This is a genomic window from Streptomyces drozdowiczii (assembly GCF_026167665.1).
In the GTDB taxonomy this organism is placed as follows: Bacteria; Actinomycetota; Actinomycetes; order Streptomycetales; family Streptomycetaceae; genus Streptomyces; species Streptomyces drozdowiczii_A.
This window is the reverse complement of record NZ_CP098740.1, coordinates 3,827,293-3,840,812: the sequence shown is the minus strand read 5'-3', so window position 1 is coordinate 3,840,812 and position 13,520 is coordinate 3,827,293. Positions and strand designations below refer to the sequence as shown.

9 protein-coding genes and 2 pseudogenes are annotated in these 13,520 nt (G+C 74.8%); 4 read left to right on the top strand and 7 right to left on the bottom strand.

Annotation, left to right across the window (positions count from 1 at the left end; all coding sequences use genetic code 11):
• Nucleotides 1-18: 18 nt before the first annotated feature.
• Nucleotides 19-519, top strand: coding sequence for an ATP-binding protein (locus tag NEH16_RS17465; RefSeq protein ID WP_073966360.1), 501 nt, complete (start codon nt 19-21; stop codon nt 517-519).
• Between the two features lie 102 nt (nt 520-621).
• Here the strand turns inward: NEH16_RS17465 and NEH16_RS17460 are convergent, their stop codons facing one another.
• On the bottom strand, nt 622-858 hold the full coding sequence (locus NEH16_RS17460) for a DUF397 domain-containing protein (protein WP_018102227.1): 237 nt from the start codon (nt 856-858) through the stop codon (nt 622-624).
• Nucleotides 859-1,106: 248 nt separating this feature from the next.
• Here NEH16_RS17460 and NEH16_RS17455 point away from each other — a divergent pair, with 248 nt between their 5' ends.
• Nucleotides 1,107-1,622, top strand: a complete 516-nt coding sequence (locus NEH16_RS17455; protein WP_265543506.1) for a hypothetical protein — start codon at nt 1,107-1,109, stop codon at nt 1,620-1,622.
• A gap of 18 nt (nt 1,623-1,640) precedes the next feature.
• Here NEH16_RS17455 and NEH16_RS17450 read toward each other — a convergent pair.
• Together NEH16_RS17450 and NEH16_RS17445 are read right to left on the bottom strand one after the other, a co-directional pair.
• Nucleotides 1,641-3,751, bottom strand: a pseudogene (locus tag NEH16_RS17450) (FUSC family protein).
• Nucleotides 3,752-3,819: 68 nt separating this feature from the next.
• Nucleotides 3,820-4,977: a DUF2786 domain-containing protein gene (locus tag NEH16_RS17445; protein WP_265543504.1), complete on the bottom strand. Its 1,158-nt coding sequence runs from the start codon at nt 4,975-4,977 to the stop codon at nt 3,820-3,822.
• 106 nt (nt 4,978-5,083) lie between these two features.
• Here NEH16_RS17445 and NEH16_RS17440 point away from each other — a divergent pair, with 106 nt between their 5' ends.
• Complete coding sequence (locus tag NEH16_RS17440) at nt 5,084-6,769, top strand: bifunctional 3'-5' exonuclease/DNA polymerase (protein WP_265543501.1); 1,686 nt, start codon at nt 5,084-5,086, stop codon at nt 6,767-6,769.
• 148 nt (nt 6,770-6,917) lie between these two features.
• Here NEH16_RS17440 and NEH16_RS17435 read toward each other — a convergent pair whose 3' ends face one another.
• Both NEH16_RS17435 and NEH16_RS17430 read right to left on the bottom strand, forming a co-directional pair.
• Entirely contained in the window at nt 6,918-7,826 is a 909-nt protein-coding gene (locus NEH16_RS17435; RefSeq protein ID WP_265543499.1) for a carbohydrate-binding protein, read from the bottom strand.
• A gap of 120 nt (nt 7,827-7,946) precedes the next feature.
• The gene (locus tag NEH16_RS17430) at nt 7,947-9,326 is read right to left on the bottom strand and encodes an alpha-lytic protease prodomain-containing protein (RefSeq protein ID WP_265547233.1); all 1,380 of its coding nucleotides are present in this window, start codon (nt 9,324-9,326) and stop codon (nt 7,947-7,949) included.
• A gap of 223 nt (nt 9,327-9,549) precedes the next feature.
• Here NEH16_RS17430 and NEH16_RS17425 point away from each other — a divergent pair.
• A pseudogene (locus NEH16_RS17425) lies at nt 9,550-10,232 on the top strand (phosphotransferase).
• A gap of 6 nt (nt 10,233-10,238) precedes the next feature.
• Here the strand turns inward: NEH16_RS17425 and NEH16_RS17420 are convergent.
• Together NEH16_RS17420 and NEH16_RS17415 are read right to left on the bottom strand one after the other, a co-directional pair.
• Complete coding sequence (locus NEH16_RS17420; protein WP_265543497.1) at nt 10,239-12,674, bottom strand: FtsX-like permease family protein; 2,436 nt, start codon at nt 12,672-12,674, stop codon at nt 10,239-10,241.
• Entirely contained in the window at nt 12,668-13,402 is a 735-nt protein-coding gene (locus tag NEH16_RS17415) for an ABC transporter ATP-binding protein (RefSeq protein WP_265543495.1), read from the bottom strand. Before NEH16_RS17415 ends, NEH16_RS17420 begins: the two co-directional genes overlap by 7 nt.
• Between the last annotated feature and the right edge of the window lie 118 nt (nt 13,403-13,520).

Genomic DNA, 13,520 nt, shown 5'->3' with positions numbered 1-13,520 from the left:
GGGACGAATGGATCGACGATGCTCGAGCCGTTACGGCAGGGGCTTCCTCCCATCGACCCCTCGGCCGTCTCCGGGTCGGCCACCTGCACCCTGCCGCCGCACTACGAGGCGGTGGGCGGCGCACGACGGTTCACCCGGACCACCCTAGGGGGATGGGGACTGACCGAGCGCTTCGACGACGTCGCGCTCGTCGTGTCCGAGCTGGTCACCAATGCCCTGCGGCACGCCCTGCCGGCCGACGCCCCGCGTGAGCCCCAGGAGCCGCCCGTACGGCTGCACCTGATGCGCTGGACCTCGCGGCTGGTGTGCGCGGTGCGCGACCCGAGCCAGGCGAGCCCGGTCGCCTCCGAGGCGGCGGACTCCGCCGAGTCGGGGCGGGGGCTGTTCCTGGTGGAGTCCTTCAGCGACTGCTGGGGCTGGCACCCCTCCCCCGTACTGACCGCCGAGAGCGCGCCGGGCACGGCGGCTTCCCGAGGCAAGGTCGTCTGGGCGCTGTTCAGACTGACCGACCCGGTGTGACGGGGGCGGCGCGTCCGGCCGGCGCACCGCGTGGCACACCGCCCGAGGGCCGAACACCGCTGGTTTCCGGCGGGGTTCGGCCCTCTGTGGTGTACGGGGCCGTCAGCCCACCAGGTGGTCGAACTCGCCGTCCTTCACGCCGAGGAGCAGCGCCTCTATCTCGGCGGGTGTGTAGACCAGCGCCGGCCCGTCGGGATGGCGCGAATTGCGCATCGCCACATCTCCGTCGGGCAGTTTCGCGAACTCCACGCAGGAACCCTGGGAGTTGCTGTGTCTGCTCTTCTGCCAGACGACTCCGCGAAGCTCTGTGGCCGCCATGCCGTTGTACACGTGGTGCACAGGACGCTCCCCGAGTTGCAAGGTGCAAGTGTCAACTGTCCCGGATCATAGCTGTGTTCAATTCCTGATGCATGAGCGGATGCACGGGCGGATGCACATGCACGCGGGGTGTCGCCGCGATTACAGCTTCCGCCGAGAGAGACGTATGCGCGGTCTCTCCGGCTCCCGATTCCGGGAGTTGACTTCTCCGCACCGCTTGCGACCCACTGGTAGCTTGGATGGCCATTCGTCTTCCAGGGGAATTCCACATGTACAAAATCGCACGTACCGGCGCAGTCCTCGCCACGGGTCTGCTGACCGCGCTGGCGCTCACCGGTTGCGGAAGCGACGGCGACAAGGGCGACTCGGGCAAGGACCCCGGGTCCAGCGCGAGCCCCACGGCCGGCGGGAGCGACGCGTCCTCCGGTACGGACGGCGGCTCCGACGACGCGTCCGCCGGGGACGCGAAGGGGCTGGAGGGCGCCTGGGCGGGCCAGAGCGACGGCGATGCGGTGGTGCTGTCCGTCGCCGCCGGGAAGGCGTTCGTCGTCGCCGGTTCCCATGTCTGCTCGGGCACCGTGTCGGGCGAGGGCAAGCCGGCCCTGGAGCTGAAGTGCGCCGACGGCGACACCGCCCGGGTCACGGGGGAGGTCGAGTCCAACGACGGCAAGACCGTCGTCATCGCGTGGGGCAGCGGAAAGAAGGACACGCTGGAGAAGACCGACGCGGACGCACTGGAGAAGATCCCCGACCTCCCCGGCATGTCGGACCTGCCGACGCCGTGACGCCGTGACGTCGCGGGGTCACGAGGTCAGGCCCCGCGAGAAGTCCTCCAGCACGTCGAGGACCAGGGCCACGTTGTTGCGTACGAGTTCGGCCCCGGCGGAGGGCGGCGCTCCGCCCTCCGCCGCCTCCCAGCGCTCCAGCGCCTCCCGCACCGGCGTCCAGTCCGGCACCCGCCGCTCCCGCACCGCCTTGGCGCCCCGGTCCGTGGTCCGGCGCAGCGCGTCGGCCAGCTCGGCGGCCCCCGGCACGGGCGCGGCCGCGCTGCGCGGGATGTGGGCCTCCAGGAGCATCGCGACCCGGCCGAGCTGGGCCAGGGAGTGCTGGGTGGCGTCGGCGGCGGCGTGCGAGAGGCCCCGGTGGCGCACCGGTTCGTGCCGGGCCGTCGCCACCGCCTCCTGCCAGGCGACCCGGGCCTCCCGGGTGGCGAGCAGGGCGTGCCGCACATCGCCCTGGCCGCGTTCGGCCGGGTCCGCGTACTGGTCGACGACCGCCGCCGCGTACCGCCCGGCCGCCTTCAGCCAGTCGCCGAGCCGGGTCCGCAGGCGCGGGGTCTCCCAGGCCGGGTAGACGGCGTACGAGATCATCGCCAGGAGCCCGCCGCCCAGGGTGAGGAGCACCCGCTCGAACACCGTCTGGCCCAGGTCGTCGCCGGCCATGCCGAGCAGGAAGACGACATACGCGCCGACGCACGCCTGGGCGACCGCGTAGCCGGTCCGCATCAGCAGGTACATCAGCAGGGCGCAGACCACGGCGAGGGCGGCGAGCGGTCCGGTGCCCGGGTGCGCGGCCTCGACGATGGCGGAGGCGAGGGAGACGCCGACGAGCGTGCCGCCGAACCGGGCGACCGCGCGGGAGTAGGTCTGCGAGAACTCCGGCCGCATCACCATCACCGCCGCCAGGGGCGCCCAGTAGCCGTGTCCGAGCGGCAGCAGGCGGCCCAGGAGGTAGCCGACCGCGGCGACGGTGGCGAGCCGGATCGCGTGCCGCAGGATCGGGGAGCCGTGGTGGACCTCGCGCCGCATCGCCCCGACGACGACCGGCACGAGGCGCAGCAGTCCGGGGCGCGGGTGGTGCTCGGCGGGCAGCCGGCTCTCCTTGATGGCGTCGGCGGCCTCCTCGGCCCCGGCCCGCTCCTCCCTGGTGCCGTCGCCCTCGGCGGCCTCGATGACGTCGGAGAGCAGGGCGGCGAGCCGGTCGGCGGCGCGCAGCGGGGGCCGGTGAGCAGGGCCCCGGTGTCGGGGGTCTTCAGCGCGGCGACGGCCGGGGCGGGCAGCTTGACCGGGTCGCCCTTGCGGATCGCCCGGGCGGCCGCGTCGAGCAGCGATCCGGCGGCGGCCAGCAGCTCGCGGACGCGGTCGCGCTCGGGGCCCTCGGCGGGCACGCCCATGGCCGGGTCGGCGAGGGAGGCCAGGACCGGCCGGATGCGTTCGGCGACCCCGCGTGAGCCGTGCAGTTCGGCGGGGCGGCGGCGGGCCTCGCGGACGGTGACGGCGGCGGCCCGGCGGGCGAGCATCAGGGGCACCGGGTCGAAGTGGGCGACCGGGTCGTGGCGCAGCCTCCGCGCGTAGTCGGCCTCGGCGGCGAGCGCGTCGGCGAGCGCGTCGCGCTGGGCGCCCCATCTGCGGATCGGGAAGAGCACGATCAGCGCCGCCTGGACGACCCCGCCGAACATGATCATCGCGCCGTGCAGGCCCGCCTGGGCGACGGAGGTCGGCAGGGTGATGGTGACGAGCATGATCGCGACGTTGGACGCGGCGATGATCCCGCCGGTCGGGCCCGCCGCCCAGGCCAGCCCGGCGAGGAAGGTCCAGATCACCAGGAGGACCACGAAGAGCAGGAGATGGGTGCCGGTCACATAGCCCAGGAAGGTGGTCAGGCCGAGGCTGATGCCGGAGACCAGGGCGAGCACGGGGCGCGGGCGCCAGCTGCGCTGGAAGGTGGCGATGGCGGCCTGGAAGGCGCCGAACGCGGAGCTGGCGGCGACCACGGGCCCGAAGAGCGCGAGGCTCACTCCGATGACCAGGGCGAGCCCGGCCGCGCCGCGCACCGCGATCAGCGGTTCGAGGCGGCGCCGCTCGATCTTCAGGCCGGAGCGGGCGGTCTCCTTCAGCGCCCGGAGCCAGCTCATGTGCCGAGCCTAACCGGAATCGCCGTTTTGCCCGAGTTGTTCGCGAGCGGGGTCTCGTCGGCGGTCACTCAGCCCCGGATACCCGGCGCCTCCCCGCCCATTCGGGCGCGGTCCGCCGCCTCCGTGCCGTGCGTCCAGCCGTCCAGGTCCGTCGCGCCCCTGACCCGGGTGGTCGTGGTGCGGGGGAACATCTGCTCGGCGGTCTCGGTGACCGCGAGGTCGCGGGCGGCGAGGACGGGGAGCAGTGCGGTGTCGGCGGCCGTGTCGCTCTCCGCCTCGGCCGTGGCGCGGGCGGTGCCGTCGGCGAGACGGCTGCCCAGGCGCTGGGCGTAGGCCATCAGGAAGGACTGCCGGAACGTCTTGGTCCGCTTACGTCCGCCGGCCCGCTGGCCCGCCTCCGCGCGGGTCATCGCGGCCGTGCCCTGGACGAGCAGCGAGGTGTGGAGCAGTTCCACGGCCTCCAGGTCGGCCTCGAAGCCGACGACCGTGGTGAAGCCCAGGTCGCTGTTCCACACGGCCCGGCAGCGGTTCGCCGAGGCCACCGCGTCGAGCAGGATCGCCTTGGCCGTCTCGTACGGGGCGTCCACGCCGATCCGGCAGGCGCCGGGGGTGCGGTCGCCGTGGGTACGGGCGGCGAGCAGGGCCTCGTCGATGCTGTGCCGGGCCATCAGCTCCTGCGCCTTGGTGGTCAGCGCCTCGGCCTCCTTCGGGTAGCCGGTCGCCTCCGCCTTCGCGAGCAGGGCGCGGATCCGGGTCAGCATGCGGGGTTCACCGGCGGCGGGCGGCCGGGTCAGGGCCTCGCGCGCCGAGCCCGGCGGGGGCCCGACGGGCTCGATGGCCGGGAGGGCGAGCAGCAGCCGGTAGAGGGCGAGGAGCGCGGAGGCGTACGAGAACCGGTCGGGCCTGTTCGCGGGCGGTGCGGCGGGCAGCTCGTCCAGCTGGGACCGCCAGCGCGGCGGCAACTCGTCGTAGCGGCGGACCTCGGAGACGATGAGCCCGGCGGCCAGGCCCGCCGCGTGCTCGTCCAGGTCGCGGCGGACGAGGCGGACGACGTCGGCGGGGAGCCAGCCGCGCTGCCAGGCCCGGCGGACGAACTCCTCGCCCCGGCGCATCAGCTCCGCGTCGGCCTTCGGGGCGGCGGCGAGCAGCGAGGCGCCGGTGTCGAGACCGGCGTCGCCCTCCGTGTAGAGGGCGGCCGCGAACGCCTGGTCGATCACCGATTCCATGAGGTCAGGGTAGGCGGCCCACTGTCCACAGGCTGTGGATATCGAACGCGCGCACGAGAGTATCGGCTCCCGGCCGCTGTCAGTGCCGGGTGCCAGACTCGGCCGTATGACCGAACGCTGGGCGCTGGCCGTCACGGAGGGCGGGGGCGCGCGCCTCGCCCCGCTGGACCGCGCCGGCCACCCGGCGGGCCCGGTCCTGACCGAGCCGGACCTCGCGCGGGCGGTCCGCTCCCGGCCGGACGTGGCCCGCTGGGTGTGGCGCTCGACGGCCGAGGTCTACCCCCGGCTGCTGGCCGCCGGGGTGCGGGTCGAGCGGGCCTACGACGTGGAGGCCGCCGAGTCCCTGCTCCTCGGGCACGAGGGCCGGCTCGGCGAGCCCCGCTCGGCCGCCGCCGCGCTCGCCCGGCTGCGCGGCGGCCCGGTGCCGCCCGATCCGCCGCCCCGGTCGGCGGAGCCCGGCTCCCAGTCCTCCCTGTTCGATCCGCCCTCGGGCCCGGAGCTGCCGTTCGAGGCGCTGACCGAGGTGTACGCGGCGCAGCTCGCGCGCCACGACGCGGCGGACCGGCCGGACCGGATGCGGCTGCTGACGGCCGCCGAGTCGGCGGGGATGCTGGTCGCCGCCGAGATGAACCGGGCGGGCCTGCCCTGGCGGGCCGACGTCCACCGCGAGGTGCTGCGCGAACTGCTCGGCGAGCGGTACGCGGGCGGGGGCGAGCCCCGCCGCCTCGCCGAGCTGGCCGACGAGGTGTCCGCCGCCTTCGGGCGCCGGGTGCGCCCGGATCTGCCAGCCGACGTGGTGCGGGCGTTCGCGCAGGCCGGGATCAAGGTCCGCTCGACGCGCCGCTGGGAGCTGGAGTCCCTGGACCACCCGGCGGTCGCTCCGCTCGTCCAGTACAAGAAGCTGTACCGGATCTGGACCGCGCACGGCTGGAGCTGGCTCCAGGACTGGGTGCGCGACGGCCGCTTCCGCCCCGAGTACCAGCCGGGCGGCACCGTCACCGGGCGCTGGACGACCAACGGCGGCGGGGCGCTCCAGATCCCCAAGGTGATCCGGCGGGCCGTCGTCGCGGACGAGGGGTGGCGCCTGGTCGTCGCGGACGCCGCGCAGATGGAGCCGCGGGTGCTGGCCGCGATCTCCCGCGACCCGGGCCTGATGGAGGTCGCGGGTCACGAGGGCGACCTCTACACCGCGCTGTCCGACCGCGCCTTCCACGGCGACCGGGACCACGCCAAGATCGCGCTGCTCGGTGCCGTCTACGGGCAGACGTCCGGGGACGGCCTGAAGAATCTGGCGGCCCTGCGCCGCAGGTTCCCGCGTGCGGTCGCCTATGTGGACGACGCCGCGAAGGCGGGCGAGGAGGGCCGTCTCGTACGCACCTGGCTGGGCCGGACCAGTCCGCCGGCGGCCGGGCACGGGGAGGACGGGGAGGCGGGCATCCCGCAGGAGGCGGACGGCGAGCGCGGGGATTTCACGCCCGGTTACGCCTCGTCGGACGCGCGGGCGCGCGGCCGGTTCACGCGGAACTTCGTGGTGCAGGGGAGCGCGGCGGAGTGGGCGCTGCTGCTCCTGGCGGCGCTGCGCCGGGCGATCGCCGCCGCCGGGCTCCGGGCCGAGCTGGTCTTCTTCCAGCACGACGAGGTGATCGTGCACTGCCCGCTGGCGGAGACGGACGCGGTCGTGGCGGCGCTCCGGGAGGCAGCCGGGGTGGCCGGCCGGACGGCCTTCGGGGAGACACCGGTGCGCTTCCCGTTCACCACGGCGGTGGTGCAGCGCTACTCGGACGCGAAATGACAGCGGAGCGCTGCTCCGGCGCGGCGTGAGATGAAACGGCCCGGGACCGAACCCCCTCCGGCCCGGGCCGTGCGCCGTACGCGCCCCGGGGAGAGAGCCCGGGGCGCGTGGCGCGGCGGTTACGACCGCCCTCCGCAGGTCTGCGTGTCTACCCGCGTTCCCACAACGCGGGGACATTCGGCGGCTCCCAGCCGGTCAGGGCGGTGTGAGCCTGCAGACAGCGGTAGGCGGCCCCGCCGTATGTGACGCGGTCTCCCGCGGTGTAGGCCGTCCCGGCCGCCCAGGTGCCGCCCGGGGTGGTCGGCGGGTCGGTGGGGTCGGTGGGCGGATCGGTCGGGTCCGTGGGGTCCTGGGCGACGTCGAGGACGAAGTCGAAGGTGCCCTGCTTGCCGGAGCCGACCGTCCGGACGTTCATCAGCAGCGCCGCGTCGTACAGCATGTCGGTGCTGTTGCGCGGCTCGCCCGGGAAGTACAGCTGGGTGGTGAGGATGCCCGTGCCGGGGGCCTGGGCCTTCACATGGATGTGCCGGGTGCGGCCGGGGTAGAGGCCGGGCACGATCGTGATGAGTGTGAACGCGCCGTTCCGGTCGGTGAACTGGTGGCCGCGGAAGTTGAATCCGCTCATGTCGTACGCGCCGTTGGTGTCGGCCTGCCAGAAGTCGAGCAGCACGCCGGGGATCGGGCGGCACTCGCGCCCGAAGACGTAGCCGCTGACGGTGAGCGGGACGCCGGGCGTCGACGAGGTCACCAGGCTGGTGCGGAGCGGGGAGTTGGGCTTGTAGTACGGGCCCTCGATCTGGTCGTGCGTCGGCTCGTCGCCGTCGTCGCAGTCCGGGGTGGGGGCGAGCGGGGCGCCGCTCGCACCGGTGTCGCGCGCCAGTGCCACCCCGCCGCCCGCCAACAGCGGTACAGCGGTGGCCACGAGCGCCGCCCTGAGGAGGGACTTGCGGCTGATCGCGGGGCCGCCGGCGGCTTCGGCGGAGGGCTCGTTGTTCTCGTAGCTCTCGTAGCTCTCGTTGCTCTCGGGGATGCGGGGATGCGGGGGATGCGGGGGCATGGTTGACGGACTCCTCGGGGTGGTGGGGGAAGGGGCACGCACGCGGTGCGGGGGCCCGGGGCGGTGCCGGTCGCCCCGGGCCCGTTCCTCGATCGCCTGAGGGGCGGGGGTTTCCCGGTGCTACACGGCCTGCCAGAGGGCCGGCACGTTCGGCGGGGTCCAGCCGGGCTGGGCCTGGTGGCCCTGGAGGCAGCGGTAGCGCGCCGAGCCGTACGTCACCACGTCACCGGCCGCGTAGGTGGTGCCGGCCGCCCAGGTGCCGCCCGGGTCGGTCGGCGGGTCGGTCGGGTCCGGCGGGGTGGTGGAGCCGTTGGTGACCAGGGTCAGCCCGTACGCCTGGAGCGCCGGGTTCAGCGGCTGGAAGTAGGTCACCCCGCCCTGCGAGCAGTTGCCGGTGCCGCCGGAGGTGACGCCCTGGGCCTGGCTGCCGGAGATGAACGAGCCGCCGGAGTCGCCCGGTTCGGCGCAGACGTTGGTCCGGGTCACCCCGGAGACGGTGCCTTCCTGGTAGGTGACGCTGCTGTTGCGCTGCTGGACGGTGCCGCAGTGCCAGCCGGTGGTGGAGCCGGAGCGGCAGACGGACGAGCCCTCGATCGCCTCGGTGGAGCCGGTGACCGTCACGTCGCCGTTGCCGTAGCCGTTGACCAGCGGGCGCGGGGTCCAGTTGGTGTTGGTGGCGACCCAGGAGTAGTCGCGGCCGGGGAAGGTGGAGCCCTGGAAGGAGCCCTGGGCCTGCTGGTTGTAGCCGCTGGTGGAGACGCCCGGGGTGCCGCAGTGCCCGGCGCTGACGAAGCCGCCCTGGGTGCCGCGCTTCACGGGGAAGCCGATGGAGCAGCGGCCCGAGCCGTTCATGTAGTACGCGTCGCCGCCGCGCAGGTCCGTGAAGGTGCGGGGCCGCTCGGTGGACCGGGCGACCGTCACCAGCTCGCGGGAGACGCCGGCCTTCGCGAGGAACGCGTCGGCGGCGGACGCCTTCCCGGCCTGGACGACGACGCGGTTGCTGCGGACGTCGACGTACCAGGCGGTCACGTCCTTCGGTGCGGTGCGCAGCGCGACCGCGTCCAGGGCCGCCTTGGCGGCGTCGAGTTCGGCGAGGCTGTGGTCGACGACCTCGGCGCGGGCACCGGCCTTCGTGATGCGGGCGGCGTCCGCGGCGTCGGTGGTGGCGACGGTCAGGTCCGCGTCGTCACCGCTGACCCGGGCACCGGCGAACCGGTTGCCGAGCGAATACCGCAGCCCTGCGGTGAGCGCGGCGGCGCGCGACTCGCCGGCTATGCGGTCACGGGCCTCGGCGGCGGTGAGCCCGAGGTCCCGCTGCATGGCTTTCAGCAGACCGGGCGAGAGGTGGGCGGAGCCGGCGGCGGGGGCGGGGGTGCCGGCGGCGGGGGCGGGGGTGCCGGCGGCGGGGTCGGCGGACGCGGTGCCGGTCAGACCGGCGAGGGCGAGTGCGCCGACGGCCACGGTGGCGGTACAGGCGGCCAGAGCGCGCTTGCGGAGCATGGGTCTCTCCACGGAACTCTCCTTGACTTCAGGGGAATCGCTTCGGAGGAATCGCTTCGGGGAATTGCTCGGGGCGGGGGAAGCGTTTCGGGGGAATCGCCGCCAAGGTAGCCGCGTACACGTCAGCTTCAGGAGATCCCGTCCGCCCCATCGCACCGCGTTATGGGGCGCCGGATCCAGGCCCGAACTCCCTTTGTATACGGGACCGAAGTAGGTTCCCCTCATGCGAATAGGCCGACTGCTGGGCAGTGGACGCAACGCGGACGTGTACGAGCTGGACGAGGCGTGGGTGCTGCGGCGTTACCGCGACGGGATGGACGCCTCCCGGGAACTCCCCGTCATGTCCTACCTGTCCGCCTCGGGTTACCCGGTGCCCCGGCTGGGCCCGCGGCCCCCGTCCGCCGGCCCCGGCGACCTGGTCCTCCAGCGCCTGCACGGTCCGACGATGCTGGAGTCCCTGATGTCCGGGGCGGTGGGCGCCGAGGAGGGCGCCGACCTGCTGACCGGGCTCCTCACCGAGCTGCACTCCGTCCCGGCCCGGCTCTCGCCCGACCCCGAGGACCGGGTGCTCCACCTGGACCTGCACCCGGACAACGTGATGCTGACGGCGGACGGGCCCGTGGTCATCGACTGGAGCAACACCGAGGAGGGCCCGCCCGCCCTGGACCGCGCCATGTCGGCGCTGATCCTGGCGCAGGTCGCGGTGGACCCCGGCCACCCGGCGGCGGACGGGGCCCGGGAACTGGTCACCGCGCTGGTGCCCCGCCTGGCCGCCGACGACGGCATCCCCGCCCCCACCTTGCCGACGCGACCGCCCGGCGCACCCGCAACCCCACGATGAGCCCGGCCGAGTCGGCCCTGATCGGCGAGGCGGCGGACCTGGTCACCGCGCTGGCGGGCCGGTGACACCCGTCAGATCGGCCGGGTGCGCAGGGCGATCCGGGCGGGCAGCACGGCGAAGACCACCGCCAGCGCCGCGCTGACCGCGACCACGAGCCCTATCGCCTCCCACGGCACGACGACCGCCGCCGGGACGTCGAGCCGGCCGAGCGCGGCCCGTATGCCGAGCAGATTCAGCGCGGCCACCGCTCCGCCGAGCACCGCGCCCACCGCGACCACGGCCAGCGCCTCCGCCCCGGCCAGCCGCAGCACCTGCGCCTTCGTCGCCCCGGCGAGGCGCAGCACGGCGAAGTCGCGAACCCGGTCCGCGGTGGCCATGACCTGGGTGTTGGCGAGGGCTATCCCCGTGTAGACCAGGGCGATGGCGAGGATCATCAGCAGCCCGGTCCGGGTGGAGCCGCCGCCCGGCACCTGGGTCGCGGACCACTGCTCACGGGTCAGCACCTCGGTGCCGGTGGCCCGCCCGGCGGCGCGCAGCCCGCGTTCGACGGCCTGCCGGTCGGCCCCGGCGCGTATGGCGATCCCGACGCGGTCGACGGGGGCGCCGGCCGCGTTGTGCGGGGTGAGGTAGACGCCGTTGTCGCCGGTGCCGACGGCGAGCACGGCCGCGATACGGAGGGTGGCCTCGCGGCCGTCGCCGAGCCAGACCCGGACGCGGGCGCCGACCCTGTGCACGGCCCACTCCTCGTTGACGACGATCGAGCGGTCGTCCAGGTCGGCGAGCCGGCCGGCGACCACGGGCAGCGCGGACACGGCGGCGAAGTGGGCCGGGTCCACCGCCCGGGCGTCGGAGCGGACGAGGGCGGTGCCCTCTTCGAGCACGGTGACGGAGGTGGCGCGCGAGGCGCTGACCCGGGCACCCGGAACGCGGCGGGCGCGGTCGGTGAACTCCGCCGGAATCCCGGAGCGTTCATCCACGGCCACGAAGTCCGCCGTCACCTGGCCGCGCGCCTCCGCCGCCTTCGCCGCGTCGATCGTCGCCTTGGTGCCCATCAGCGACGCGGCCAGGGCGACGGTGACGAGCACGGGCGCGGCGACGGCGGCCGTCCGGCGCAGCCCGGCCGAGGCGTTCTCCCGGACCAGGAGGCCGGTGGCGCCCGGGAGCCGGGCGGGCAGCCAGGCCAGGAACCGGATCGCGGGGCGCACCAGGACGGGCGCGAACAGGGCGCATCCGGTGATCAGGAGCATCGGCTGTGTGGTGTACGTCTTGCGCTTGAGGAGCCCCGCCGGGTCCTGGACGAGCCCGAGCACCACCAGCACCGCTCCCGTGAGCAGGACGGCGGCGCCCAGCACTATCCGTACCGGCGGCATCGTGCCGCTGTCCACGGCGGCGTCCCGCAGCGCCTCGGCCGGGCGGACCCGTCCGGCGCGGTGTGCGGCGGCGACCGCTCCGGCGAGGGCGACGGCGAGGCCGGTCCAGAAGGCGGTGTGCAGCGGCCAGTTCTGGTCCCCGATGGTGAACCAGGCCGGGGCGAGGCCCTGTTGGACCATCCAGTCCGCGAGCCGGGGCGCCCCGGAGATCCCCAGCCGGCAGCCCGCCGCCGAGGCGAGGACGCCGACGAGCGCGGCCTCCGCATAGACCAGGCGGCGCACCTGGCCGGGTGTCGCGCCCGCCATGCGCAGCAGGCCGAACTCGCGGCGGCGCTGGGCCACGGCGAAGGAGAACGTCGAGGCGACGACGAACACGGAGACGAAGGCGGTGATGCCGGCGGCGGTGCCCAGCAGGGCGTTCACGGAGGCCAGCGCCTCGGCGTCCCGGTCCGGGTCGCGGTCGGCCCTGCGCCGCTCGTCGCCCGTCAGGACGTCGAGGCCGGGTCCGACGGCGGCGCGTACGGCGGCCGGGTCGGCGTGCACCACGACGGCGTCGATGTCCGGGGAGAGCCGGGCGGCCTCCGCCTCGCCGAAGAACACGGCGCGCTCGAAGGGAGCGGGGCGCACGGTCCCGGTCACCGTCCAACGCCCCTTGCCCGCAGGCGTTATGAGCACGATCCGGTCTCCGACGGCCCCCTCCCCCGCCGCGACCACGACCTCGCCGGGCGCGGCGGGCGGACGCCCGGAGAGCAGCCGGTACGGGGTCGCGGCGGCGACTGCCCAGGGATGCCCGACCGCGTCGCCGGTCCCGTTCCCCGCCGACACCGGGAACGTGCGGTCCACCGCCGTGCGCCCCAGCCCCGCCAGCCGCGCGGCCACCTCGGCCGGAACCGGACGGGGATCGGGGAGCTTCCGCGTACGGACGCCGATCGAGGTGCGTACGCGCACCTGGTCCGCACCCCGCACCACCACCGGCGCCGCCGCGAACCGTTCCGGCGCCTGGTCCGGGCCGTCGAAGGTGGCGGCGAGGGCCAGCCCGGTCGTGGCGATGATCCCCGCGCCGAGGGCCAGCGCGATGAAGGAGCCGGCGAGGGTGACCCAGCGGGCCCTCACGCCCTGGAGCAGGAGCTTCAGCACGGGACGGCTCCCATCCGGGTCATCCGGGACGCGATCTCCTCGGCTGCCGGGGCGTGCAGCTCGTCGCGCACGCGGCCGTCCGCGAGGAACAGCACCCGGTCCGCGTAGGAGGCGGCGACCGGGTCGTGCGTCACCATGATCACGGTCTGGCCGTCGTCCGCCATGGTGCGGAGCAGGGTCAGCACCCCGCGGCCGGTCGTGGAGTCCAGCGCGCCCGTCGGCTCGTCGCCGAAGAGCACGTCGGGCCGGGTGACCAGGGCGCGGGCGAGCGCCACCCGCTGCTGCTGGCCGCCGGACAGCTCACCGGGGCGGTGCCCCGCGCGGCCCCCGAGGCCCACCCTCTCCAGCACGGCGAGGACTTCGGCGCGCTTCGGGCGGCGGCCCGCGAGCCGGAGCGGCAGGGCCACGTTCTGCTCGGCGGTGAGGGCGGGGAGCAGGTTGAACGCCTGGAAGACGAAGCCGATGCGGCTGCGGCGGAGTAAGGTCAGCCGGCGCTCGCTCAGCCCGGTCAGCTCCGTGTCTCCGAGGAACACCTCTCCCGCGGTGGGCCGGTCGAGGCCGGCGGTGCACTGGAGCAGGGTGGACTTCCCGGAGCCGGAGGGGCCCATGACGGCGGTGAAGGAGCCCCGGGGGATGTCCAGGGTGACCGCGTCGAGCGCGGTGACGGCACCGGATCTGCCGGCGTAGGACCGGGTGACCGAGCGGAGTCGGACGGCTGCGTGATTCATGCCCTCAGCCAACCCCGGCCGCCTGCCCGGCACATCGCAGCGGTTTCTACTCTTGAGGTGGAGCTATCTCCACCTCAAGAGTAGAAACCGCTGGGTGGTCCGGGTCCGCGCGCGCCAC